We start from the raw sequence: 23,290 nt of genomic DNA on the forward strand, positions 1-23,290 counted from the left end.
ACATGGCCGTGCAGGACCTGCTGTCCCAGGATGAGATCGACGCGCTGTTGCATGGCGTCGACGATGGTCTGGTACAGACCGAAAACGCTGCCGAACCCGGCAGCGTCAAAAGCTATGACCTGACCAGCCAGGATCGCATCGTCCGTGGACGCATGCCGACCCTGGAAATGATCAACGAGCGTTTCGCCCGCTACACACGCATCAGCATGTTCAACATGCTGCGTCGCTCGGCGGACGTGGCGGTCGGCGGCGTGCAGGTGATGAAGTTCGGCGAATACGTGCACTCGCTGTACGTGCCGACCAGTCTCAACCTGGTCAAGATCAAACCCTTGCGCGGCACCGCGCTGTTCATCCTCGACGCCAAACTGGTGTTCAAGCTGGTGGACAACTTCTTCGGCGGCGACGGTCGCCACGCCAAGATCGAAGGGCGTGAATTCACGCCGACCGAACTGCGTGTGGTACGCATGGTGCTGGAGCAGGCGTTCGTCGATTTGAAGGAAGCCTGGCAGGCGATCATGGAAGTCAACTTCGAGTACATCAACTCGGAAGTGAACCCGGCCATGGCCAACATCGTCGGCCCGAGCGAGGCCATTGTGGTGTCGACCTTCCACATCGAACTCGATGGCGGTGGCGGCGACCTGCACGTGACCATGCCGTACTCGATGATCGAGCCAGTGCGCGAAATGCTCGACGCCGGCTTCCAGTCGGACCTCGACGATCAGGACGAGCGCTGGGTCAACGCCCTGCGCCAGGACGTGCTGGACGTCGACGTGCCGATCGGTGCGACGGTGGCTCGTCGTCAGTTGCGCCTGCGCGACATCCTGCACATGCAGCCGGGGGATGTGATCCCGGTCGACATGCCGGAAGAAATGATCATGCGCGCCAACGGCGTGCCGGCCTTCAAGGTCAAGATGGGCTCGCACAAGGGCAATCTGGCGTTGCAAGTGATCGAGCCGATCGAGCGCCGTTGACCGGCGCTCGTACCCATTCGCGATTAAACGAATTCTGAATTTTTGCTCGCCGAGGACACTGACAAATGAACACGCAAGACGACCAGGCTCTGGCCGATGAGTGGGCAGCAGCCCTGGAAGAAACCGGTGATGCCGGGCAGGCCGATATCGATGCCTTGCTGGCCGCCGACTCCGGCAGTTCCGCGTCCAACCGCCTGCCCATGGAAGAGTTCGGCAGCGTGCCGAAAAACAACGATCCGGTGAGCCTCGAAGGCCCGAACCTGGACGTGATCCTCGATATCCCGGTGTCGATTTCCATGGAAGTGGGCAGCACCGACATCAACATCCGCAACTTGCTGCAACTGAACCAGGGTTCGGTGATCGAGCTTGATCGCCTGGCCGGCGAGCCGCTGGACGTGCTGGTCAATGGCACGCTCATCGCCCACGGCGAAGTGGTGGTGGTCAACGAGAAGTTCGGCATCCGCCTGACGGACGTGATCAGCCCGAGCGAACGCATCAAGAAGCTGCGCTGAGTGAAAAGGGTTCTCGGGTTTGTATTGGCGATGCCGTTCAGCGTGCTGGCGGCTGAGCCTGTCGCTACGGCGACCACGGCTGCCGCGCCGGCGGTGAGCAGCGGTGTGGCTGGGCAACTGACGCAGCTGGTGTTCGGCTTGCTGCTGGTGCTGGGGTTGATCTTCCTCCTCGCCTGGTTGCTGCGTCGGGTCCAGCAGGCCGGTCCGGCTGGCAAGGGGCAGGTGATCGAGATTGTCGGTTCCCGCGCGCTGGGGCCTCGCGACCGCTTGATGCTGGTGCAGGTCGGCAACGAGCAGATCCTGTTGGGCCTGAGCCCCGGCAACATCACTGCGCTGCATGTGCTCAAGGAGTCGGTGCAAGTGCCGAGTACCGAGAAGCCGACGCCGGAATTTGCCCAGCGCCTGTTGGAGATGCTGGGTAAAGATCAGAAGGATAAGAAGTAATGGGTGCGCTGCGCATCGCCTTGATGCTGACCCTGATGCTGGCCGCGCCGCTGGCATTCGCCGCCGATCCGTTGTCGATCCCGGCCATCACCCTGGGCACCAATGCGCAGGGTGCGCAGGAATACTCGGTCAGCCTGCAAATCCTGCTGATCATGACCGCGCTGAGTTTTATCCCGGCGTTTGTCATGCTGATGACCAGTTTCACCCGGATCATCATTGTCTTCTCGATCCTGCGCCAGGCCCTGGGCCTGCAGCAGACACCGTCGAACCAGATCCTCACCGGCATGGCGCTGTTCCTGACCCTGTTCATCATGGCGCCGGTGTTCGACCGGGTGAACCAGGACGCCTTGCAGCCGTATCTGGCGGAAAAACTGACGGCCCAGGATGCGGTCGCCAAGGCCCAGGTGCCGATCAAGAACTTCATGCTCGCCCAGACCCGCACCAGCGATCTGGAACTGTTCATGCGCCTGTCCAAGCGCACTGACATCGCGACGCCGGATCAGGCGCCATTGACCATCCTGGTGCCGGCCTTCGTGACCTCCGAGCTGAAAACGGCATTCCAGATCGGCTTCATGATCTTCATTCCGTTCCTGATCATCGACCTGGTCGTGGCCAGTGTGTTGATGGCCATGGGTATGATGATGCTGTCGCCGCTGATCATTTCCCTGCCGTTCAAGATCATGTTGTTCGTGCTGGTGGATGGCTGGGCGCTGATCATCGGCACGCTGGCCAGCAGCTTTGGCGGTGTCTCGCCATGACCCCGGAAGTTGCGGTCGACATCTTTCGCGAAGCGCTGTGGCTGACCACCATGATGGTCGCCGTGCTGGTGATTCCGAGTTTGCTGGTGGGCCTGTTGGTGGCGATGTTTCAGGCCGCCACGCAGATCAACGAACAGACCCTGAGCTTTTTGCCGCGCCTGTTGGTGATGCTGGTGACGCTGATCGTTGGTGGTCCATGGCTGGTGCAGACTTTCATGGAGTACATCCTGCAGTTGTACGGCAGTATTCCGCAGGTCATCGGCTAAGCCATGTCACTGCTTGCACTGACCGATACCCAGATCAGCACCTGGGTGGCGACGTTCATGTTGCCGCTGTTTCGCGTCGGCGCCTTGCTGATGGTCATGCCGGTGTTTGGCACGACCTTGCTGCCCCGGCGCATCCGCCTGTATTTCGCGTTGGCCATCACCGTGGTCATCGCGCCGGGCCTGCCGCCGATGCCTCCGGTCAATGCCCTGGATTTGAGCGGGCTATTGCTGATTGCCGAGCAGATTCTCATCGGTGCGGTGATGGGTTTTTCCTTGCAGCTGTTCTTCCAGGCCTTTGTGGTGGCCGGGCAAATCGTCGCCATCCAGATGGGCATGGGCTTCGCCTCCATGATCGACCCGGCCAACGGCGTATCGACGGCGGTGATCGGGCAGTTCTTCACCATGCTGGTGACGCTGCTGTTCCTGTCCATGAACGGTCATCTGGTGGTGTTCGAGATCCTCACCGAGAGTTTCACCACGTTGCCGGTGGGGGGCGGCCTGATGGTCAACCACTACTGGGAACTGGCCGGCAAGCTCGGCTGGGTGCTCGGTGCGGCGCTGTTGCTGGTACTGCCGGCGATCACCGCGTTGCTGGTGGTCAACATCGCGTTTGGCGTCATGACCCGGGCGGCGCCGCAACTCAATATTTTCTCTGTCGGCTTCCCGCTGATCCTGGTACTTGGGCTGTTCATTGTCTGGGTCGGGCTGGCGGACATTCTCAATCAGTATCAACCGCTGGCCTCCGAGGCCTTGCAGTTGTTACGCGAAATGGCGCGGGCGAGCTGAGTCATGGCCGAGAGCGAAAGCGGTCAGGATAAAACAGAAGACCCCACGGAGAAGCGCAAGCAGGACTCCCGTGAAAAGGGTGAGGTTGCGCGGTCCAAGGAACTCAACACCCTGGCGATCATGCTGGTCGGTGCCTCGGCGCTGCTGATTTTTGGCGGCGCCATGGCGCAGGACATGATGGAGCTGATGCGCATCAACTTCTCGCTGCCGCGGGAGGTGATTCTGGATCAGCGCTCCATGGCCACCTACCTGATGCGCTCGGGGCAGATTGCCCTGTGGTCGATCCAGCCAGTGATGATCACGTTGGTGCTGGCCGCCATCATCGGTCCGATTTCCCTGGGTGGCTGGCTGTTCGCGGCAAGTTCCATGGCGCCCAAATTCAGCCGCTTGAACCCCGGTCCCGGCCTCAAGCGCATGTTCTCGACCAAGTCGCTGGTCGAACTGCTCAAGGCTCTGGCCAAGTTCATCATCATCCTGTTCGTGGCGCTGGCGGTGCTGTCGTCGGACATCGACGACCTGCTGCGCATCGCCCATGAGCCCTTGGACATGGCCATTATTCACAGTCTGCAAGTCGTGGGCTGGAGCACCTTGTGGATGGCCTGCGGGCTGATCCTCATCGCTGCGGTGGATGTGCCGGTGCAGCTCTGGGAAAGCCACAAGAAGCTGCTGATGACCAAGCAGGAAGTGCGCGATGAACACAAGGACCAGGAAGGGCGACCGGAGGTCAAACAACGGATCCGTCAGCTGCAGCGCGAGATGTCCCAGCGACGGATGATGGCCGCCATTCCCGAGGCCGACGTGGTCATCACCAACCCGACGCACTACGCCGTGGCGCTCAAGTACGACCCGGAAAAGGGTAATGCGCCGGTATTGCTGGCCAAGGGTAGCGACTTCCTGGCCCTGAAGATCCGTGAGATCGCTGCGGCCAACGAGATTCTGTTGCTGGAATCTCCGGCGCTGGCGCGCTCGATTTACTACTCCACGGAACTGGAGCAGGAGATTCCCGGCGGTCTCTACCTGGCGGTCGCGCAGGTGCTGGCTTACGTTTATCAGATTCGACAGTATCGGGCGGGCAAGGGCAAGCGGCCTGATCCGCTTAAGGATGATTTGCCGATTCCGCCGGATTTGAGGCGTGACTCCTAGATTGGATGCTGCACGTGCGAGTTAATAAATTGGATAGATTCCATCCCTGATTAGTAAACGGGCTTTTTCTGGATGAACTCCGGTTAATACGCCTTCTGTTGCTTTTACGGCTGTTACGTTAAGGCTTTCGTGAACAATATTTCTGCCTGAAAGGTTATTTGCTCTAAGTGCAGGTCTTATATTTTCTGCTGCATTTTTCATGTTGTATAAATCCACGTACCTATCTATGCGGTAAGGGAGCGGTGGAGGAAGTTGACTTATTTGTTCATGATTTAGTGTTGAGTAGATTAGTTCTTGAAGAGTGGGGTTGCGCTTTGTAGTTGTCCATATGCTATGCTCGGTTTTTGTTGATATTGTTGTTTCGTCAGCTATCACGGCTTTAATTCGATAATCATCGTCGCTCCATTTCCAGGTAGTCAATTCTTGCCAAGAGTTATCAGGTTTAAGTGTTTTCACATTTTTAGCTGTTGTGAATAGCGTTTCAGGTCCGCTTTTATAGGCGGGTCGAACAGGATTGGTTCCAAAGCGTGAAAAAAACGTGCGAAACAATTTTGTTATAGAAAAATGTCCATTTGGATCGTAACGATTTATTGGATCGCCTAAACAATAAGCATAGGTATTCAGCCCTCCCTTCCCAAATGGGCTTAAATTATCCGGACTATTAAACCGCATCAAATGCGGATTAAACGCCCGATAGCCATTTCCCAACAAATAATGCCCGGTCACCGGGTCCAGCCGTTCGCCGTTAAAACCCAGCAGGCTGAGCAAGCCGTTGAGTGCCGGGCGATGGCCATAAGGGGAGTAAGCGATGGGGGGCGGTTGGAGGCCCTTGTTGACGGTGTGTAATACCGAGCGTTGCAAGTCGGTAGCCAGCAACGTGGTATCGAGTGCGTCGCCCTCGCGTTGCTGCTGAGCCAATAAAAGGTCGTCGTTTTGAAAAATTGAATGCCTCGTCGCGCCCTGAATTTCGGTCGCCAAGCGGCTTTTGCAGTAAAAACGCTGGTGAGCGGGTACATCCGGTTGAAGCTGGCTGATCAGGCGATCCAGAGGGTCATAGCTGTAGCGGCAACGCAGGATGGGTTGTGTGGATTCCATGGAGGTCGCTCCAGATTCTCAAAGGGAGGGCGATTGAGTATCGGTCGGTAAGTCGCAAGTGGGTACTAGCAGAACTGATAGGTTCAGTGGTCTTTGCGGCGGGTGGGCAGTCCAGAGCGCCGCAATCCCTGTGGGAGTGAGCTTGCTCGCGATAGCGGTGGGTCAGCCAGCAAGTATGTTTGTTGTGCCGACGTCATCGCGAGCAAGCTCGCTCCCACTGGGTTCTCCGCTGTTCTGAAATTTAGCCTTTTTCTGAAGCCGCACAGGCTTACTCCACAACCTCAATTTCCCTCCACGCAAAAGTTGGAAAGCTTCTTGCAATAGCCGCTCTGCGCTCGCTTCAGGCGTCAAAAGTTTGCTTTAAAGGAACGGGGAAAACCGGTGGATCGCTCTCAGTTATTCAACACTGCTCGCACAAACGTTGCCGATTTGAGTCGCGGCAATCTGGGCGTGCCGCTGTTGCTGCTGGTCATGCTGGCGATGATGATGTTGCCGGTGCCGCCGTTCCTGCTGGACGTGTTCTTCACCTTCAACATTGCCCTGTCCATCGTCGTGCTGCTGGTGTGCGTCTATGCTCTGCGCCCGCTGGATTTCGCGGTGTTTCCGACCATTCTGCTGGTGGCGACGTTGTTGCGCCTGGCGTTGAACGTGGCTTCGACGCGGGTGGTGATGCTCCACGGCCAGGACGGTCATGCCGCCGCCGGCAAGGTGATCCAGGCCTTCGGCGAGGTGGTGATCGGCGGTAACTACGTGGTCGGTATCGTGGTCTTTGCGATTTTGATGATCATCAACTTCGTCGTGGTGACCAAGGGCGCGGGGCGGATTTCCGAGGTGAGCGCGCGTTTCACCCTCGATGCGATGCCCGGCAAGCAAATGGCGATCGACGCCGACCTCAACGCCGGCCTGATCGATCAGGCCCAGGCCAAGGCCCGTCGTTCGGAAGTGGCCCAGGAAGCCGAGTTCTACGGTTCCATGGACGGTGCCAGCAAATTCGTCCGCGGTGACGCCATCGCCGGTCTGTTGATCCTGTTCATCAACCTGATCGGCGGCATGGCGGTCGGTATCTTCCAGCACGGCATGACCTTCGGCGACGCCGGCAAGGTGTATGCGCTGCTGACCATCGGTGACGGTTTGGTGGCGCAATTGCCATCACTGTTGTTATCGACAGCAGCGGCAATCATGGTGACCCGTGCGTCCGGTTCGGAAGACATGGGCAAGCAAATCAATCGCCAGATGTTCGCCTCGCCCAAGGCGCTGGCGGTGGCAGCCGGTTTGATGGCGGTCATGGGCCTGGTGCCCGGCATGCCGCACTTCTCGTTCCTGAGCATGGCGGCCCTGGCGGCCGGTGGCGCTTACCTGTTCTGGAAGAAGCAGAACGTCGCCAAGGTTCACGCCCTGCAAGAGGTCAAGCGCCAGCAGGAGTTGCTGCCGTCGCCGGCCCGCGCCCAGGAAACCAAGGAGCTTGGCTGGGATGACGTGACGCCGATCGACATGATCGGCCTGGAGGTGGGTTATCGCCTGATTCCGCTGGTGGACCGCAACCAGGGCGGCCAGTTGCTGGCGCGAATCAAGGGCGTGCGCAAGAAGCTGTCCCAGGATCTGGGCTTCCTGATGCCCACGGTGCATATCCGCGACAACCTCGACCTGGCGCCGAGTGCCTATCGCCTGACCCTCATGGGAGTGATCCTGGCCGAAGCGGAGATTTACCCGGATCGCGAACTGGCGATCAACCCGGGGCAGGTCTACGGCACGCTCAACGGCATTACCGCCAAAGATCCGGCTTTCGGCCTGGAGGCGGTCTGGATCGAAATCAGCCAGCGCGCCCAGGCGCAATCCCTCGGTTATACGGTGGTCGATGCCAGTACAGTAGTGGCTACTCACTTGAACCAGATACTCTACAAGCATTCCAGTGAGCTGATCGGTCACGAAGAAGTGCAGCAACTCATGCAATTGCTGGCCAAAAGCTCGCCGAAACTGGCCGAGGAGCTGGTGCCGGGTGTGGTTTCGCTGTCGCAGTTGCTCAAGGTGCTGCAAGCGCTGTTGGCCGAACAAGTGCCTGTTCGCGATATCCGCAGTATTGCCGAGGCGATCGCCAACAATGCCGCCAAGAGTCAAGATACCGCCGCGCTGGTGGCTGCCGTGCGGGTTGGCGTATCCCGCGCAATCGTCCAAAGCATTGTAGGTACTGAGTCGGAGCTGCCAGTTATCACGCTGGAGCCAAGGTTGGAACAGATATTGCTCAATAGTCTGCAAAAGGCAGGACAAGGCTCGGAAGAGGGCGTTCTGCTGGAGCCAAGCATGGCTGAGAAGCTGCAACGTTCGTTGATCGACGCGGCGCAGCGTCAGGAGATGCAAGGTCAGCCGGTGATTCTGCTGGTGGCCGGTCCGGTTCGCGCGATGCTCTCGCGATTTGGCCGGCTCGCAGTCCCGGGTTTGCATGTGTTGGCTTACCAGGAAATCCCTGACAACAAGCAAGTGACCATCGTTGCGACAGTAGGGCCCAACGGCTGAGGTAGTGGTTTATGCAAGTTAAGCGTTTTTTCGCCGCCGATATGCGTCAGGCCATGAAGCTGGTTCGCGATGAGCTGGGCGCTGATGCCGCCATCATTGGCAACCGCCGGATCGCCGGGGGGGTCGAACTGACAGCTGCGCTGGATTACAAGTTGTCGGCGCTGGCGCCGCGGGTTCCGAACATGGAACTCGAAGACGAATTGCGCAAGACTCAGTCGCGGATCGTCACCGCCCAGGCCGAATTGAGCCTGCGTGGCGATGGCGAGAGCGACAATGCAACCAATCGCCAACTGTTCGCCGGATTGCCGTTGACTGCCGCCGAGCCGCTGATCGAGCCGACCTACGCCGAACCCCGTCGTCCCGCGCCGGCCGCTGCGCCAGCGTCCGGTGGCGTGGACCCGCGCGCGTTCGACTCGATGCGTTTCGAGCTCAACAGCCTGCGCGAACTCATGGAAGTACAACTCGGCTCCCTGGCCTGGAATCAGCTGCAAGGCAGCCGTCCGGACCAGGCCAACCTCTGGCGTCGCCTGCAACGCATCGGCCTGTCTGGCCCGCTGTCGCGCGACCTGCTGGCAATGATCACCGAAATCGAAGAGCCTCGTCAGGCCTGGCGTATGTTGCTGGCGCACCTGGCGCGCATGATCGTTACTCCGGACGTCGAGCCGCTGGAAGAGGGCGGAGTGATCGCCATGGTCGGCCCTGCCGGCATGGGCAAGACCACCACCCTGGCCAAGCTGGCCGCCCGTTACGTGCTCAAGTACGGCGCGCAGAACATTGCGTTGGTGAGCATGGACAGCTTCCGCATCGGCGCCCAGGAACAGCTCAAGACCCTGGGGCGCATTCTCAATGTGTCGGTGACCCACGTCGATCCCGGCCAGTCCCTGGTGCAGGCCCTGGAGCCGTTGCTGCGCAAACGCGTGGTGCTGATCGATACCGCGGGCCTGCAGGCCAGCGATCCGGCGCTGCGCATGCAGCTCGAAAGCCTGGCCGGTCGCGGCATCAAATCAAAAAATTATCTGGTCCTGGCAACCACCAGCCAGAAACAGGTTCTAACGGCCGCGTATCACAGTTACAAGCGCTGCGGGCTCTCCGGCTGCATTCTGACTAAACTGGATGAAACGGCTAGTCTGGGTGAGGTGTTGAGCCTTGCCATCAGCCATGAACTGCCGGTGGCTTACCTGACCGATGGCCCGCGGATCCCGGATGATTTGCATCTGCCGCGCCGTCATCAATTGGTCAGCCGCGCCGTGAGCGTGCAAATGCAGGAAGAACCCAGCGAAGAAGCCATGGCTGACATGTTCGCTGACATCTACCACAGCCCGACCAAGCAGGTTGGCTGAGGTAATAATGAACAGTTTTTGTACCTACATCGATGGTCTGCCATGCATTGTTCCGTTTGTGAACGCGCAGCCAGTAATGTGGCCTCCGTCTATGCAAGACAAGGTAAAGAAATAACATGGGCAGCATGCATCCCGTACAGGTGATCGCGGTGACCGGCGGCAAAGGTGGCGTCGGGAAAACTAATGTGTCAGTGAACTTGTCCCTGGCTTTGGCCGAACTTGGCCGGCGCGTCATGCTGTTGGACGCCGACCTGGGACTGGCGAACGTCGACGTTCTGCTGGGCCTGACACCCAAACGTACCCTGGCCGACGTGATCGAGGGCCGCTGCGAACTGCGCGATGTATTGCTGCAGGGACCAGGCGGCATCCGTATCGTTCCGGCCGCATCCGGCACTCAGAGCATGGTGCATCTGAGCCCCGCGCAACACGCCGGCCTGATCCAGGCCTTCAGTGATATCGGCGATAACCTCGACGTACTGGTGATCGACACCGCTGCGGGCATTGGTGACTCGGTAGTCAGTTTCGTCCGCGCAGCCCAGGAAGTGCTGCTGGTGGTGTGCGACGAGCCGACCTCGATCACCGATGCCTACGCCTTGATCAAGTTGCTCAATCGCGACTACGGCATGAACCGCTTCCGCGTCCTGGCCAACATGGCCCAGAGCCCGCAGGAAGGACGCAACCTGTTCGCCAAGTTGACCAAGGTCACGGATCGCTTCCTCGACGTCGCCCTGCAATACGTCGGTGCGGTGCCTTACGACGAAAGCGTGCGCAAGGCCGTGCAGAAGCAGCGCGCCGTCTACGAGGCCTTCCCGCGTTCCAAGTGCTCGCTGGCGTTCAAGGCCATCGCGCAGAAGGTTGATACCTGGCCGCTGCCTGCCAACCCGCGCGGGCACCTGGAGTTTTTCGTCGAGCGCCTCGTGCAGCAGACAGCAGGACCTGTTCTATGACAGCCAGCGGCTACAACCTCTACAAGAAGTCGGCACGTGATGCGCAGTACGAGCTGATCGAGCGTTACGCGCCGCTGGTTAAACGCATTGCCTACCACTTGCTGGCGCGTTTACCGGCCAGTGTCCAGGTCGAAGACCTGATCCAGGCCGGGATGATTGGCCTGCTTGAAGTGTCGACCAAATATGACGCCGGCAAAGGCGCCAGTTTCGAGACGTACGCGGGCATACGAATCCGCGGCGCCATGCTCGATGAAGTGCGCAAGGGGGACTGGGCGCCACGTTCGGTCCACCGCAATACGCGCATGGTCAGCGATGCCATTCGCTCGATTGAAGCTAAAACCGGCCGTGACGCTAAAGATCACGAAGTTGCGGCCGAACTCCAATTGAGTCTCGACGATTACTACGGGATTTTGAACGACACCCTGGGCAGCCGGCTGTTCAGTTTCGACGACCTGTTGCAGGACGGCGAACACGAAGGGCTGCACGAGGATGGCGCGAGTGCTCATGTCGAGCCGTCACGCGACCTGGAGGATGAACGCTTCCAGGCTGCGCTGGCGGATGCGATTGCCAATTTGCCGGAGCGTGAGCGACTGGTGTTGGCGCTGTACTACGACGAAGAGTTGAATCTCAAGGAAATCGGTGAGGTCCTGGGGGTCAGCGAATCGCGGGTCAGCCAGTTACACAGCCAGTGCGCGGCCCGTTTGCGGGGGCGTTTGGGGGAGTGGCGAGCGCGCTGAAGGCAGTGTGGGGGACACTGCGAACGAGGCCGGTGTGGTGTTGAACTGCGCCGGTCGCGATCTGTTGTGCTCCAGACAGTCATTGAGTGCTTTGCCGGATTGATTGAAATGGCGTGTCCAGGTGCTGGGCGCGTTTAAGACTGCTTGGAGGTCGAATTGGACAAGAACATGAAAATCCTCATCGTTGATGACTTCTCAACGATGCGGCGGATCATCAAGAACCTGCTGCGTGACCTTGGGTTCACCAACACCGTCGAGGCCGACGATGGCACTACCGCCATCCCGGTGCTCAACAGCGGAAGCATCGACTTTCTGGTAACGGACTGGAACATGCCTGGCATGACCGGTATCGATCTGCTGCGCCACGTGCGTGCCGATGAAAAGCTCAAGCACCTGCCGGTGCTGATGGTGACCGCTGAAGCCAAGCGCGAACAGATCATCGAAGCGGCCCAGGCCGGCGTTAACGGCTATGTGGTCAAGCCCTTCACGGCCCAGGCGTTGAAAGAAAAAATCGAGAAGATTTTCGAACGCATCGGTTGATGAGTGCGCCACGGGGGAGCTATGGGCAATAACGAAACTTCATTGGGCGATTTTGAATCGACCCTGAAAAAACACGCCGTCGAATTGGTCGAGAGCCTTGAAAAAGGCAAGTTCGGCGACGCGGTGCAATTGATCCATGAGCTCAACCAGACCCGTGACCGCGGCCTGTATCAGGAAGTGGGCAAGCTCACCCGCGAACTGCATAGCGCGATCGTCAATTTCCAGATTGACCCGCACATGCCGCAGGCCGAAGAAGTGTCGCAGATCACCGACGCCACCGAGCGCCTGGGGTATGTGGTCAAGCTGACCGAGGCTGCGGCCAACCGCACCATGGATCTGGTGGAAAGTGCCACGCCGCTGGTCAATGGCCTGGCCGATGAAGCCAAAGTGTTGAGCGCGGACTGGGGGCGCTTCATGCGTCGCGAAGTCGGCGCCGAAGAGTTTCGTGAACTGGCCCGGCGGGTCGACGGGTTCCTGACGCGCAGCGGCACGGACAATCGCGCGGTGTCGGGCAACCTGAACGACATCCTGCTCGCCCAGGATTACCAGGACCTCACAGGCCAGGTGATCAAGCGTGTGACCCAGTTGGTCACCGAAGTTGAAAGCAACCTGCTCAAGCTCGTGCTGATGGCCAGTCAGGTGGACCGCTTTGCGGGCATCGAGCATGACCGTGAAGCGATGCTTGCTGAAAAAGATCCACAAAAACATCTCTCTCAGGGTGAAGGTCCGCAGATTCATGCCGATAAAAGAGAAGACGTTGTGTCCGGTCAGGACGATGTGGACGATTTGCTATCCAGCCTAGGGTTTTAGAATTTTAGGCATTTTAGGTTTTTAGACCTTTAGGAGCACCCCCTTAATGAGCTTCGGCGCCGATGAAGAGATCCTTCAGGATTTCCTGGTTGAGGCCGGCGAGATTCTAGAGCAACTGTCCGAGCAACTGGTCGAGCTGGAAAGCCGCCCGGATGATGCGGATTTGCTCAATGCAATTTTTCGCGGTTTTCACACTGTAAAAGGAGGCGCCGGCTTCCTCCAGCTCAACGAACTGGTGGAGTGTTGCCACATCGCCGAGAACGTGTTCGACATCCTGCGCAAGGGTGAGCGTCGCGTCGACTCGGAACTGATGGACGTGGTTCTCGAAGCGCTGGACGCGGTGAACAGCATGTTCAGCGAAGTCCGCGAACGCAGCCCGATCACGGCCGCGACACCGGAACTGCTCGCGGCACTGGCCCGTCTGGCCGAGCCGCAATCGGCTGACGAGGCGGCTGCCGCACCTGTCGTCGCCGTGGTCGAAGCGCCTGTGGCTGAAAGCGAATCGGGCGATATCACCGACAATGAATTCGAACAACTGCTGGACTCGCTGAACGCCGTCAAGGCCCAGGCCGAGGCCCCGGCGGCTGTTCCAGCGCCTGCCGGCAATGCCGCTGGCAGCGACGAAATCACCGATGCCGAGTTCGAGTCGTTGCTCGATCAACTGCACGGTAAAGGCCAGTTCGCCGTTGACGCGGTGGTCCAGGCACCGGCTGCGCCAGAAGCCCCGAAAGCGGCTGGCGACAGTTCCGATATTACTGACGACGAATTCGAAGCACTGCTCGACCAGTTGCACGGCAAGGGTAATTTTGCTGTCGAGGCGCTGGAGTCGGCCATTGCTTCTGTGCCTGCACCCGCGGCACCAAGCGCGGTGGCGGCCGGCAGCGATCTGATTTCCGATCACGAGTTCGAAGCGCTGCTCGACGAATTGCACGGCAAAGGCAAGTTCACTGAAGTGGGCGCGACGGTTGGAACGGCAACCGGCGCCAACGCCTCGGTGGCGGCACCTGCCGCGAAGGCAGCCGCGCCGAAACCGGTGGCCAGGGCCCCCGAGCCAAAAGCCGAAGCGCCGGCCCCGGCAACTGCTGCACCGGCATCGTCCCGTGCCCCGGCCGCGCCACCGGCGGAAAAGCCGGCGAGCGAAGCCGAGACCACCGTACGTGTCGATACCGCGCGTCTGGACGAGATCATGAACATGGTCGGCGAGTTGGTGCTGGTGCGTAACCGCCTGGTCCGCCTGGGCCTCAACAGCGGCGACGAAGCCATGTCCAAGGCCGTGTCGAACCTCGACGTGGTCACCGCCGACTTGCAAACCGCGGTCATGAAGACCCGGATGCAACCGATCAAGAAAGTCTTCGGGCGCTTCCCGCGCCTGGTTCGCGACTTGGCCCGCCAGCTCAAGAAAGAGATCAACCTGGAGCTGGTCGGCGAAGAAACCGACCTCGACAAGAACCTCGTCGAGGCCCTGGCCGACCCGCTGGTCCACTTGGTGCGCAACGCGGTTGACCACGGCATCGAGTCGCCGGAAGAACGCGAAGCCTCGGGCAAGGCCCGGGGTGGCAAGGTGATCCTGGCGGCGGAGCAGGAAGGCGACCACATCCTGCTGTCGATCTCCGACGACGGCAAGGGCATGGACCCGAACGTGCTGCGTTCCATCGCGGTAAAACGCGGTGTGATGGACAAGGACGCCGCCGATCGCCTGAGCGACACCGAATGCTACAACCTGATCTTCGCCCCGGGTTTCTCGACCAAGACCGAGATTTCCGACGTATCGGGTCGTGGCGTGGGCATGGACGTGGTGAAAACCAAGATTTCCCAGCTCAACGGCTCGATCAACATCTACTCGGCCAAGGGCCAGGGTTCGAAGATCGTCATCAAGGTGCCGCTGACCCTGGCGATCATGCCGACGCTGATGGTCATGCTCGGTAACCAGGCGTTCGCGTTCCCGCTGGTGAACGTCAACGAGATCTTCCACCTCGACCTGTCGACCACCAACGTTGTGGACGGCCAGGAAGTGGTGATCGTGCGGGACAAGGCGCTGCCATTGTTCTATCTCAAACGCTGGCTGGTCAGCTCCGCCGCTCACGAAGAGCAGCGCGAGGGCCATGTGGTGATCCTTTCGGTGGGCACGCAGCGGATCGGCTTTGTCGTCGATCAACTGGTGGGCCAGGAAGAAGTAGTCATCAAGCCATTGGGCAAAATGCTCCAGGGAACCCCGGGCATGTCCGGCGCCACCATCACCGGTGACGGCCGCATCGCGCTGATTCTCGATGTTCCGAGCATGCTCAAGCGTTACGCCACACGGCGTATTTGATTCTGGTGGAGCGAGGCGCCTGGCCTCGCTCCATCTAATGGAGTGTTTATGGCAGTCAAAGTCCTGGTGGTGGACGATTCGGGGTTTTTCCGCCGCCGCGTCTCGGAAATTCTTTCAGCGGATTCCAATATCCAGGTCGTCGGCACGGCGACCAACGGCAAAGAGGCGATTGATCAGGCACTGGCCCTCAAGCCGGATGTGATCACCATGGACTACGAGATGCCGATGATGGACGGCATCACCGCCGTGCGGCACATCATGCAACGCTGCCCGACCCCGGTCCTGATGTTCTCTTCGCTGACCCACGAAGGCGCCCGGGTCACCCTCGATGCGCTGGATGCCGGCGCGGTGGACTTCCTGCCGAAGAATTTCGAAGACATCTCGCGCAACCCCGAGAAGGTCAAACAACTGTTGTGCGAGAAGATCCTGAGCATCTCGCGCAGCAATCGTCGCGTCAGCACTTACAGCGCTCCGGCCCCTGTGGCCGCACCTGCTCCAACAGCTGCGCCTTCGAGCGTCGGCAGTTACGGAAGCAGCGCGCCCGTGCGTCCGGCACCGATCCCTGCGCGTACGCATGCGGCCACTGCGTCGTCGCCCGCGCCGAAACGCAAAGCCTTCAAACTGGTGGCCATCGGTACGTCCACCGGCGGCCCGGTCGCCCTGCAGCGAGTGTTGACTCAATTGCCGGCCAACTTCCCGGCCCCGATCGTGCTGGTTCAACACATGCCGGCGGCCTTCACCAAGGCCTTCGCCGAACGCCTGGACAAGCTCTGCCGCATCAGCGTCAAGGAGGCCGAGGATGGCGATATCCTGCGTCCGGGCCTGGCGCTGCTGGCGCCGGGTGGCAAGCAGATGATGATCGACGGCCGCGGCGCGGTGAAAATCCTCCCGGGTGACGAACGTCTCAATTACAAGCCGTGCGTGGACATAACCTTCGGTTCGGCAGCCAAGACCTACGGTGACAAAGTTCTGGCGGTGGTCCTGACCGGCATGGGTGCCGACGGCCGCGAAGGCGCGCGCCTGCTCAAGCAGGGCGGCAGTTCGATCTGGGCCCAGGACGAAGCCAGTTGCGTGATCTACGGCATGCCGATGGCCATCGTCAAAGCCGAGCTTGCCGACGCGGTGTACAGCCTGGACGACATTGGCAAGCACCTGGTCGAGGCCTGTATCTGATGGATGTTCTAAGCCTGATTGGCATCATCATGGCCTTTGTCGCGATCATTGGCGGCAACTACCTTGAAGGCGGTCACCTCGGCGCCCTGGCCAACGGCCCGGCAGCGCTGATCGTGCTCGGCGGCACCATTGGCGCCGCGCTACTGCAATCGCCGATGAGTGCCTTCAAGCGTGCCATGCAGATCCTCGCCTGGATCCTGTTCCCGCCCCGTGTCGATCTGGCCGGTGGCATCGACCGCGTGGTGAACTGGAGCCTGACCGCCCGCAAGGAAGGCCTGCTGGGCCTTGAAGGCATCGCCGACGCCGAGCCCGACAACTACGCACGCAAAGGCCTGCAACTGCTGGTTGACGGCGCCGAGCCGGAAGCGATCCGCAGCATTCTGGAAGTGGACTTCTACACCCAGGAAAGCCGCGACATCGAAGCGGCCAAAGTCTTCGAAAGCATGGGTGGTTACGCGCCGACCATCGGCATCATCGGCGCGGTCATGGGCCTGATTCATGTCATGGGCAACCTCGCTGATCCATCGCAACTGGGCAGCGGTATTGCCGTGGCGTTCGTCGCCACTATCTACGGCGTGGCCAGTGCCAACCTGGTGCTACTGCCGATTGCGGCCAAACTCAAATCCATCGCGTTACGTCAGTCGCGTTATCGCGAAATGTTGCTGGAGGGGCTCCTGTCGATCGCCGAAGGTGAAAACCCACGCTCCATTGAGTTGAAGCTTCAGGGCTTCATGGATTAAGGGAATAAGCTCATGGCCCGTCGTCGACATCAGGAAGAACACGTTAACCACGAGCGCTGGCTGGTGTCCTACGCGGACTTCATCACCTTGCTGTTCGCCTTTTTCGTGGTGATGTACTCCATCTCGTCGATCAACGAAGGCAAGTACAAGGTCATTTCCGAGGCATTGATCGGGGTCTTTACCGACTCCGACCGTTCGCTCAAGCCGATCCCCATCGGTGACGAGCGGCCGAAGACCGTGACCCCGGCCAAGCCGCTGGTCAAGGACAGTGACCAGGTCGATGCCGGCGTCTCCGGCGCCAGCGATCCGCTCAAGAGCATCGCCGACGACATCAGTGCGGCGTTCGGTGACCTGATCAGCTCCAACCAGATGACCGTGCGCGGCAACGAGTTGTGGGTTGAGATCGAGCTCAATTCCAGCCTGCTGTTCGGCAGTGGCGACGCCATGCCCAGCGACATCGCGTTCAACATCATCGACAAGGTCGCGGCGATCCTGAAGCCGTTCGACAACCCGATCCATGTCGAAGGTTTCACTGACGATCAGCCGATCCGCACCGCGCAGTACCCGACCAACTGGGAGCTGTCCTCGGCCCGCTCGGCCAGCATCGTGCGCATGCTGGCGATGCAGGGGGTGAACCCCGGTCGCCTGGCTTCAGTGGGCTACGGCGAGTTTCAGCCGGTGGCCAACAACGCCACCGCCGAAGGCCGCGCCCGCAACCGTCGCGTGGTGCTGGTGGTGTCGCGCAACCTCGATGTTCGCCGCAGCCTGACCGGCACCGGAACCGCCCATGCGCAACCGGATGCCGCATTGAAGCGTGCTGGCACACAAACTGCACCGACCCCGGTCAAGTCGCCGGTACGAGAGAACGCCGTCAATTCTCCGTCACCCGCATTAACACGTTGAGCTATTTCTCGGTCGATCCGTTCGGCCGGGAGGAACAATCCGAATGAGAGTCTGGGCAGTCGCCAATCAAAAGGGTGGTGTCGGTAAAACCACTTCCTCCATCGCTTTAGCCGGTTTACTGGCGGAGGCGGGCAAGCGCGTGGTCGTGGTCGATCTCGACCCCCACGGCTCCATGACCAGCTACTTCGGCTACGATCCCGACGCCCTGGAGCACAGCAGCTACGATTTGTTCCTGCACAAGGGCAACGTGCCCCAAGGCCTGCCGGGTCAACTGCTGCTGTCGACCAGTGACGAGCGCATCTCCCTGTTGCCCTCCAGCACCGCACTGGCCACCCTTGAGCGCCAGTCGCCGGGGCAGAGCGGTTTGGGCCTGGTGATTGCCAAGAGCCTGGCGCAACTGTGGCAGGACTTCGATTACGCCGTGATCGACAGCCCGCCATTGCTCGGCGTGCTGATGGTCAATGCCTTGGCGGCGAGCCAGCAACTGGTGATCCCGGTGCAGACCGAGCATCTGGCGGTCAAAGGCCTTGAGCGCATGGTCAACACCCTGGCGATGATCAATCGCTCTCGCAAACAGGCGCTGCCCTTCACCATCGTGCCGACCCTGTTTGACCGCCGCACCCAGGCGTCCCTCGGAACGTTGCGCGTGCTGCGCGACAAATTCCCCGACGAAATCTGGCAAGGCTATATCCCGGTGGACACGCGCCTGCGCGATGCCAGCCGCGCCGGTCTTACGCCTTCGCAATTCGACGGCAAGAGCCGTGGCGTTCTCGCTTACCGTGCGTTGCTCAAGCATTTGCTGGCGGCGCAACTTGTTGCGCAGGTGGCGTGACATGAGCCCAATTCCTGTAGGAGCGAGCTTGCTCGCGATGGTCGTCAACGATGACGCGGGAAACCTTACACCCCGTGGCGCTCTCAGGTTCATCGCGAGCATGCTCGCTCCTACAGGTGCGTGCTCATGAACCGGCCATTGAAGACCACTTCGCGCCCGCAACTGGCATTGCAGTCCTACCTGGACAGCTTGCTGCAGGAAGTGACCGAAGAATTGACGCTGCCCGTAGAGGCAGTGGCCGAGGAGATCGCCGCAGAAGCGGTGCTGGACGAGTTTCAGGCAGCGGTGCTCGAAGAGCAGACCCGCGACGCCGCAGCCGCTGTGACGGTCGCCCCGGTGCAGGCATCGGTGGCGCCAGTGTTCAAGGCGCCGGTGATCGAAGCTCCGGCCCCTGTTATGGCGCCGGTCTCGACCATCGCGCCGCTGCTGCAAGCGTTGGTGCCACCACCTGTCGAGGCGCAGCCAGCAGTCGTCGAAGTGCAGCAAACCCTGGTGCCGCCAGTCGTCGAAGTTCATCTGCCGCCAAGCAATACGCCGCCACCGGTGGAAACCGACGGTCGTCCGTCCTGGGCTGCCGAACCCTTCGAATGCCTGCTGTTCGATGTCGCCGGTTTGACCCTGGCGGTGCCGCTGGTGTGCCTGGGGTCGATTTACTCCCTGGCCGGTCACGAGTTGACCCCATTGTTCGGCCAGCCCGAATGGTTCCTGGGCATCCTGCCGAGCCAGGCCGGCAATCTCAAGGTGCTCGATACCGCGCGTTGGGTCATGCCCGACCGATACCGCGACGATTTCAAGCAAGGTCTGCAATACGTGATTTCGGTGCAAGGCTACGAGTGGGGGCTGGCGGTGCATCAGGTCAGCCGCTCGTTGCGTCTGAACCCGAATGAAATCAAATGGAGAAGTCACCGAGGTCAGCGGCCATGGCTCGCCGGCACGGTGATTGAACACATGTGCGCCTTGCTCGATGTCGCCTCACTGGCCGAGTTGATCGCCAGCGGCGGAGCCCGGCACATGTCCGGCGACAAGCCGGGCCACAAACCGACATCAGTCAAATAAACAAAACAGGCGACGTCACTCTGATGATGTTGCACAGAACACACACCGCCAGGGCGGTTTCTTGAGGGGTCAGGGTATGAATGACAAGGCAACGGCGGCAAAAGGTTCCGAAGATCCGATCCTGCAATGGGTCACCTTCAAGCTGGACAACGAGACCTACGGCATCAACGTGATGCGCGTCCAGGAAGTCCTGCGTTACACCGAAATCGCCCCGGTCCCGGGTGCCCCGAGCTACGTGCTGGGCATCATCAACCTGCGCGGCAACGTCGTCACCGTGATCGACACCCGCCAGCGCTTCGGCCTGATGAATGCCGAGATCAGTGACAACACCCGTATCGTCATCATCGAAGCCGACAAGCAGGTGGTCGGGATCATGGTCGACAGCGTGGCCGAAGTGGTTTACCTGCGTCAGTCGGAAATCGAAACCGCGCCGAACGTGGGTAACGAAGAGTCCGCCAAGTTCATTCAAGGCGTATGCAACAAGAACAACGAATTGCTCATCCTGGTCGAGCTCGACAAGATGATGAGCGAAGAAGAATGGTCGGAACTGGAGAGTATCTGATTGATTCTCGAGGTTGCGGTCATTGTCCTGTTCCTGTTTTGGGCAGGCACGCTGGCAATGTTCCTGGCGTACATTCGCGGTCAAAAGCAGATCGCCGCGCAACAGGCCCAGGGTGATGCGCTGCGCGATCAGCGCATCAAGGACCTGGCCAGGCGCGTCGAGGATTACCAGAACGGCAATGTGCGCATGGGCGAGGACCTGCATGAACTGCGGGCGATCGTTGCGCCCCTGCCGGACAAACTCGCCCAGCTGGAACAACGCGACCCCTCAAGCCTGTCGTTCGCCCAGGCGGCGCGACTGGTCGGGATGGGCGCCAGCGTCAACGAACTGACCCAGTCCTGCGGCTTGACCCAGGCTGAGGCGGAGTTGATGAGCAAGTTGCACAAGAACAGCTAGAAATCTGTAGGAGCGAGCTTGCTCGCGATGGTCGTCAACGATGACGCGGGCCTCCTGAAGAAACGCGGCGCTCATACGTGCATCGCGAGCAGGCTCGCTCCTACAATGGTTCTATGTCGGACACAGAACATGTGTTCACCGCAGATCATCTGTGGGAGCGAGCTTGCTCGCGATGGACGTCAACGATGACGCGGACCTCCTGAAGAAACGCGGCGCTCATGCCTCCATCGCGAGCAGGCTCGCTCCTACAATGGTTCTATGTCGGACACAGAACATGAGTTCACCGCAGATCATCTGTGGGAGCGAGCTTGCTCGCGATGGACGTTAACGATGACGCGGGCTTCCTGGAGAAACGCGGCGCTCATGCCTCCATCGCGAGCAAGCTCGCTCCTACAATGGTTCCATGTCGGACATGGAACATGAGTTCACCTGTGGGAGCGAGCCTGCTCGCGATGGCGTACTCGCAAACTCAATAATCATCCCCGCGCTCGGTAATATCCTTCTCGACCATCAGCGCATCCGTATCCTGCCCCGCCGGAAATTTCCCCTTCAAACTCCACGCAAACGCAATGATCTCGGCAATCGTCAGATAGAGTTCCTGCGGAATGCTGTCCCCCAGTTCCATGCGCGCCAGCAGTCTCACCAGTTCGGCGTTTTCGTAGATCGGCACTTCGCAGTCGCGGGCAATGCGCAGGATTTCTTCCGCCAGCTCTTCGTCGCCCTTGGCGGTGAGGGTGGGGGCGTGGGTGCCGTCGTATTTGAGAGCGATGGCCTGGCGTGGGGCGTTGGGGTTTTTCATGCGGTTTCGTCGACCCAGCGTTGTTCGAGGCGGGTTTGCGGGCCTTGGGGCGGTGTACCGAGGTGGCAATCGAGGTCGCCGACGTTCAGACCGGCGGACAGCAGGCGATCACGCAGCCCGACCAAATTGCTTTCGATCAGGCTGGCGGTGTATGGCCGCTCGGCCCAGAGCTGGCCGCAGAGGCTGCCCTTGACCAGTTGCGCCTGGATTTGCAGCGGCCCCAAAGGCTCCATGGAGAAGGCCAGTTCCACACGCCACAGCTGTTGCTTGGGTTCGTGTTCTTCGCGACGTTCCTTTGGCTGTTGTTTTTCGGGGGCGTCTTCGCGCTGGAACTTGACCTGCAAGGGCACGATGTCCTGCATATTGCGCATCGGGATTTCCAGCTGCCAGGTGCTCATCAGCCGTCCGTCGGCGGTTACGCCGGTCTGTTCCAGGCTCGACAGTTGATGGCTTTGCAGGCGTGAAACCGCGGCGGCGGCCAGGCGAAGCAGGTGTTCGAGGTCGTTTTCACCGTCGGCACCTTTTAACAGACGTTCGGGCAGCGGGAAACCGGTCGGTGACGGCTTGGCACTGACCTGACCGAGCATGCCCAGGGCATTGCGGACAAAATTCGGCATGGCCTGGGCTAGGGTATTGGCGGCGATGATCGCGCCGAGGCTGGTGTTGGCTGGCAAGCCCTGACTCAACTGCGCAACCAGTTTGAGCAAATCGCCTTTCATGTCCGGCGCGAGCGTCGGGTTTTGCCCGGTCAGTAGTTTGCTTTCGAGAAACATGCCGCTGCTGGCCAGGGCCTGGGCCAGGCCCTTGGGGGTGCTCAACTGTTGAACATCCGGTAAGTCGGCGAGCAAACGGGCAGCAGCGCTGCGCAATTCAACGGATGTCTGGTCCGAGGGCGGAAGGTTCTGCAGGCGCATGAGCAAGCTATCCAGCGAGCCCTGGCGGCTTTGCTGGTCGACCAGTTGCTGGGTCACCGCCAGTTGTTCCTGTCGGCTGCTCAGGGGCACGAACTTCACGGTCTGGGCGTCCTGTACCTGTGCGCTCAACAAGGTGCCGATACGCAAGGGTTGCGGGCTGTCGATGCTCAGGGTACTGCCGCTCAGTACGGTGTTTAGCAGGCCCACCATCGAGCGAAACACCATGGGCTGGCCGGGCACCTGGGGCAGCACTTGCGAGGTCAGCACTTTGCCCTGCAGCAGGGTGCCAACGGGCAGTTGCGCGGTGTCGAGGCGGGTGAGGGTGGCGACGTTGGAAGCAATGGCCTGCTGCACCGTCACGGCCAGGTTGCCCGCCGAGGGCTGGGTGACGACCAGCGTGGTGCCCTGGGCCAGCGGTTGATTGCTGGTGGTCTGGACTGTGGTCTGGCGGCCGCTGTCGAGGGTGACCTTGAGCAGCATCTGGAAAGTCTGGTCCGCCTGCTTGAGCGACAACACTTCGGCCTGGGCGGATTGACCGACGCTGATCAGCCCCTCCACCGGCGTCAGCAACTTGAGCAACTCACCGCTGACCACCTGCGGGCGCGAAGTCGCCGGGAGGGTTTGCGGTAGCGGGAGGATGTTCATTTCGCCTGTCATACGCGGTCACAACCTGAGGAAAATGCACTCTTTAGAGTAAGGTATGGCATGTATAATGCCGCGCCGTTGTATCCAATAATGGCGAAA

24 protein-coding genes are annotated in these 23,290 nt (G+C 60.3%); 21 read left to right on the plus strand and 3 right to left on the minus strand.

Features of this window, described 5'->3' with window-relative positions; genetic code table 11:
- Window positions 1-2 precede the first annotated feature (2 nt).
- The 7 genes from fliM to flhB all read left to right on the plus strand — a co-directional run bounded on the left by fliM (window position 3) and on the right by flhB (window position 4,880).
- Window positions 3-971, plus strand: a complete 969-nt coding sequence (gene fliM, locus AC1Q6Y_RS18625; RefSeq protein ID WP_015096242.1) for a flagellar motor switch protein FliM — start codon at window positions 3-5, stop codon at window positions 969-971.
- Between the two features lie 65 nt (window positions 972-1,036).
- Window positions 1,037-1,483 (plus strand): flagellar motor switch protein FliN, encoded by a 447-nt coding sequence (gene fliN / locus AC1Q6Y_RS18630; protein ID WP_057398370.1) that lies wholly within the window; start codon window positions 1,037-1,039, stop codon window positions 1,481-1,483.
- A 30-nt stretch (window positions 1,484-1,513) separates the two neighbouring features.
- Window positions 1,514-1,927 (plus strand): flagellar biosynthetic protein FliO, encoded by a 414-nt coding sequence (fliO, locus tag AC1Q6Y_RS18635; RefSeq protein ID WP_057715879.1) that lies wholly within the window; start codon window positions 1,514-1,516, stop codon window positions 1,925-1,927.
- The gene (fliP, locus tag AC1Q6Y_RS18640; protein WP_057715878.1) at window positions 1,927-2,685 is read left to right on the plus strand and encodes a flagellar type III secretion system pore protein FliP; all 759 of its coding nucleotides are present in this window, start codon (window positions 1,927-1,929) and stop codon (window positions 2,683-2,685) included. Before fliO ends, fliP begins: the two co-directional genes overlap by 1 nt.
- Window positions 2,682-2,951 (plus strand): flagellar biosynthesis protein FliQ, encoded by a 270-nt coding sequence (gene fliQ, locus AC1Q6Y_RS18645; protein ID WP_015096238.1) that lies wholly within the window; start codon window positions 2,682-2,684, stop codon window positions 2,949-2,951. Before fliP ends, fliQ begins: the two co-directional genes overlap by 4 nt.
- Window positions 2,952-2,954: 3 nt before the next feature.
- Window positions 2,955-3,737 (plus strand): flagellar biosynthetic protein FliR, encoded by a 783-nt coding sequence (gene fliR, locus AC1Q6Y_RS18650; protein ID WP_057715877.1) that lies wholly within the window; start codon window positions 2,955-2,957, stop codon window positions 3,735-3,737.
- Between the two features lie 3 nt (window positions 3,738-3,740).
- Complete coding sequence (gene flhB / locus AC1Q6Y_RS18655) at window positions 3,741-4,880, plus strand: flagellar biosynthesis protein FlhB (protein ID WP_057715876.1); 1,140 nt, start codon at window positions 3,741-3,743, stop codon at window positions 4,878-4,880.
- A 21-nt stretch (window positions 4,881-4,901) separates the two neighbouring features.
- Here flhB and AC1Q6Y_RS18660 read toward each other — a convergent pair whose 3' ends face one another.
- Window positions 4,902-5,975: an RHS repeat-associated core domain-containing protein gene (locus tag AC1Q6Y_RS18660; RefSeq protein WP_492624952.1), complete on the minus strand. Its 1,074-nt coding sequence runs from the start codon at window positions 5,973-5,975 to the stop codon at window positions 4,902-4,904.
- Between the two features lie 381 nt (window positions 5,976-6,356).
- Here AC1Q6Y_RS18660 and flhA point away from each other — a divergent pair, with 381 nt between their 5' ends.
- The 14 genes from flhA (at window position 6,357) to AC1Q6Y_RS18730 (ending at window position 20,833) form a co-directional block, all read left to right on the plus strand.
- A complete protein-coding gene (flhA, locus tag AC1Q6Y_RS18665; RefSeq protein ID WP_057715875.1) occupies window positions 6,357-8,486 on the plus strand; it encodes a flagellar biosynthesis protein FlhA in 2,130 nt (709 codons plus the stop codon).
- 11 nt (window positions 8,487-8,497) lie between these two features.
- Window positions 8,498-9,826, plus strand: a complete 1,329-nt coding sequence (gene flhF, locus AC1Q6Y_RS18670) for a flagellar biosynthesis GTPase FlhF (RefSeq protein ID WP_090453847.1) — start codon at window positions 8,498-8,500, stop codon at window positions 9,824-9,826.
- 116 nt (window positions 9,827-9,942) lie between these two features.
- Window positions 9,943-10,773, plus strand: coding sequence for a flagellar synthesis regulator FleN (gene fleN / locus AC1Q6Y_RS18675; RefSeq protein WP_008001746.1), 831 nt, complete (start codon window positions 9,943-9,945; stop codon window positions 10,771-10,773).
- The gene (gene fliA, locus AC1Q6Y_RS18680) at window positions 10,770-11,510 is read left to right on the plus strand and encodes an RNA polymerase sigma factor FliA (protein ID WP_057715873.1); all 741 of its coding nucleotides are present in this window, start codon (window positions 10,770-10,772) and stop codon (window positions 11,508-11,510) included. Before fleN ends, fliA begins: the two co-directional genes overlap by 4 nt.
- A 168-nt stretch (window positions 11,511-11,678) precedes the next feature.
- The gene (locus tag AC1Q6Y_RS18685; protein WP_003183998.1) at window positions 11,679-12,050 is read left to right on the plus strand and encodes a chemotaxis response regulator CheY; all 372 of its coding nucleotides are present in this window, start codon (window positions 11,679-11,681) and stop codon (window positions 12,048-12,050) included.
- 21 nt (window positions 12,051-12,071) lie between these two features.
- A complete protein-coding gene (locus AC1Q6Y_RS18690; RefSeq protein ID WP_008052267.1) occupies window positions 12,072-12,860 on the plus strand; it encodes a protein phosphatase CheZ in 789 nt (262 codons plus the stop codon).
- Between the two features lie 46 nt (window positions 12,861-12,906).
- Complete coding sequence (locus AC1Q6Y_RS18695) at window positions 12,907-15,171, plus strand: chemotaxis protein CheA (RefSeq protein WP_340315053.1); 2,265 nt, start codon at window positions 12,907-12,909, stop codon at window positions 15,169-15,171.
- A gap of 48 nt (window positions 15,172-15,219) precedes the next feature.
- The gene (locus tag AC1Q6Y_RS18700; RefSeq protein ID WP_492624953.1) at window positions 15,220-16,344 is read left to right on the plus strand and encodes a protein-glutamate methylesterase/protein-glutamine glutaminase; all 1,125 of its coding nucleotides are present in this window, start codon (window positions 15,220-15,222) and stop codon (window positions 16,342-16,344) included.
- Window positions 16,344-17,084 carry a flagellar motor protein gene (locus AC1Q6Y_RS18705; RefSeq protein WP_057715870.1) on the plus strand — a complete coding sequence of 247 codons (741 nt, stop codon included), beginning with the start codon at window positions 16,344-16,346 and terminating at the stop codon, window positions 17,082-17,084. Before AC1Q6Y_RS18700 ends, AC1Q6Y_RS18705 begins: the two co-directional genes overlap by 1 nt.
- Window positions 17,085-17,096: 12 nt before the next feature.
- On the plus strand, window positions 17,097-17,987 hold the full coding sequence (gene motD, locus AC1Q6Y_RS18710) for a flagellar motor protein MotD (RefSeq protein WP_056721611.1): 891 nt from the start codon (window positions 17,097-17,099) through the stop codon (window positions 17,985-17,987).
- A 43-nt stretch (window positions 17,988-18,030) separates the two neighbouring features.
- Window positions 18,031-18,819, plus strand: coding sequence for a ParA family protein (locus tag AC1Q6Y_RS18715; protein ID WP_008020302.1), 789 nt, complete (start codon window positions 18,031-18,033; stop codon window positions 18,817-18,819).
- 126 nt (window positions 18,820-18,945) lie between these two features.
- Window positions 18,946-19,875, plus strand: a complete 930-nt coding sequence (locus AC1Q6Y_RS18720; RefSeq protein ID WP_492624954.1) for a CheW domain-containing protein — start codon at window positions 18,946-18,948, stop codon at window positions 19,873-19,875.
- Between the two features lie 76 nt (window positions 19,876-19,951).
- Window positions 19,952-20,437 (plus strand): chemotaxis protein CheW, encoded by a 486-nt coding sequence (locus AC1Q6Y_RS18725; RefSeq protein ID WP_007980742.1) that lies wholly within the window; start codon window positions 19,952-19,954, stop codon window positions 20,435-20,437.
- Entirely contained in the window at window positions 20,438-20,833 is a 396-nt protein-coding gene (locus AC1Q6Y_RS18730) for a DUF2802 domain-containing protein (RefSeq protein WP_218497117.1), read from the plus strand. It begins immediately after the preceding gene.
- Window positions 20,834-21,302: 469 nt separating this feature from the next.
- On the opposite strand, the gene AC1Q6Y_RS18735 is transcribed toward AC1Q6Y_RS18730, so the two are convergent.
- Together AC1Q6Y_RS18735 and fliK are read right to left on the minus strand one after the other, a co-directional pair.
- Window positions 21,303-21,632, minus strand: a complete 330-nt coding sequence (locus AC1Q6Y_RS18735) for an EscU/YscU/HrcU family type III secretion system export apparatus switch protein (RefSeq protein ID WP_057715867.1) — start codon at window positions 21,630-21,632, stop codon at window positions 21,303-21,305.
- A complete protein-coding gene (gene fliK, locus AC1Q6Y_RS18740) occupies window positions 21,629-23,203 on the minus strand; it encodes a flagellar hook-length control protein FliK (protein ID WP_492624955.1) in 1,575 nt (524 codons plus the stop codon). Before fliK ends, AC1Q6Y_RS18735 begins: the two co-directional genes overlap by 4 nt.
- Window positions 23,204-23,290 lie beyond the last annotated feature (87 nt).

It is taken from the genome of Pseudomonas sp. GW823-FHT06E10, from assembly GCF_058794995.1.

Excerpts from the sequence above, each read along its gene's own strand:
- fliM (WP_015096242.1), top strand. The coding sequence starts at position 3 with ATGGCCGTGCAGGACCTGCTGTCCCAGGATGAGATCGACGCGCTGTTG.
- fliN (WP_057398370.1), top strand. The coding sequence starts at position 1,037 with ATGAACACGCAAGACGACCAGGCTCTGGCCGATGAGTGGGCAGCAGCC.
- fliO (WP_057715879.1), top strand. The coding sequence starts at position 1,514 with ATGCCGTTCAGCGTGCTGGCGGCTGAGCCTGTCGCTACGGCGACCACG.
- fliP (WP_057715878.1), top strand. The coding sequence starts at position 1,927 with ATGGGTGCGCTGCGCATCGCCTTGATGCTGACCCTGATGCTGGCCGCG.
- fliQ (WP_015096238.1), top strand. The coding sequence starts at position 2,682 with ATGACCCCGGAAGTTGCGGTCGACATCTTTCGCGAAGCGCTGTGGCTG.
- fliR (WP_057715877.1), top strand. The coding sequence starts at position 2,955 with ATGTCACTGCTTGCACTGACCGATACCCAGATCAGCACCTGGGTGGCG.
- flhB (WP_057715876.1), top strand. The coding sequence starts at position 3,741 with ATGGCCGAGAGCGAAAGCGGTCAGGATAAAACAGAAGACCCCACGGAG.
- AC1Q6Y_RS18660 (WP_492624952.1), bottom strand. The coding sequence starts at position 5,975 with ATGGAATCCACACAACCCATCCTGCGTTGCCGCTACAGCTATGACCCT.
- flhF (WP_090453847.1), top strand. The coding sequence starts at position 8,498 with ATGCAAGTTAAGCGTTTTTTCGCCGCCGATATGCGTCAGGCCATGAAG.
- fleN (WP_008001746.1), top strand. The coding sequence starts at position 9,943 with ATGGGCAGCATGCATCCCGTACAGGTGATCGCGGTGACCGGCGGCAAA.
- fliA (WP_057715873.1), top strand. The coding sequence starts at position 10,770 with ATGACAGCCAGCGGCTACAACCTCTACAAGAAGTCGGCACGTGATGCG.
- AC1Q6Y_RS18685 (WP_003183998.1), top strand. The coding sequence starts at position 11,679 with ATGAAAATCCTCATCGTTGATGACTTCTCAACGATGCGGCGGATCATC.
- AC1Q6Y_RS18690 (WP_008052267.1), top strand. The coding sequence starts at position 12,072 with ATGGGCAATAACGAAACTTCATTGGGCGATTTTGAATCGACCCTGAAA.
- AC1Q6Y_RS18695 (WP_340315053.1), top strand. The coding sequence starts at position 12,907 with ATGAGCTTCGGCGCCGATGAAGAGATCCTTCAGGATTTCCTGGTTGAG.
- AC1Q6Y_RS18700 (WP_492624953.1), top strand. The coding sequence starts at position 15,220 with ATGGCAGTCAAAGTCCTGGTGGTGGACGATTCGGGGTTTTTCCGCCGC.
- AC1Q6Y_RS18705 (WP_057715870.1), top strand. The coding sequence starts at position 16,344 with ATGGATGTTCTAAGCCTGATTGGCATCATCATGGCCTTTGTCGCGATC.
- motD (WP_056721611.1), top strand. The coding sequence starts at position 17,097 with ATGGCCCGTCGTCGACATCAGGAAGAACACGTTAACCACGAGCGCTGG.
- AC1Q6Y_RS18715 (WP_008020302.1), top strand. The coding sequence starts at position 18,031 with ATGAGAGTCTGGGCAGTCGCCAATCAAAAGGGTGGTGTCGGTAAAACC.
- AC1Q6Y_RS18720 (WP_492624954.1), top strand. The coding sequence starts at position 18,946 with ATGAACCGGCCATTGAAGACCACTTCGCGCCCGCAACTGGCATTGCAG.
- AC1Q6Y_RS18725 (WP_007980742.1), top strand. The coding sequence starts at position 19,952 with ATGAATGACAAGGCAACGGCGGCAAAAGGTTCCGAAGATCCGATCCTG.
- AC1Q6Y_RS18735 (WP_057715867.1), bottom strand. The coding sequence starts at position 21,632 with ATGAAAAACCCCAACGCCCCACGCCAGGCCATCGCTCTCAAATACGAC.
- fliK (WP_492624955.1), bottom strand. The coding sequence starts at position 23,203 with ATGACAGGCGAAATGAACATCCTCCCGCTACCGCAAACCCTCCCGGCG.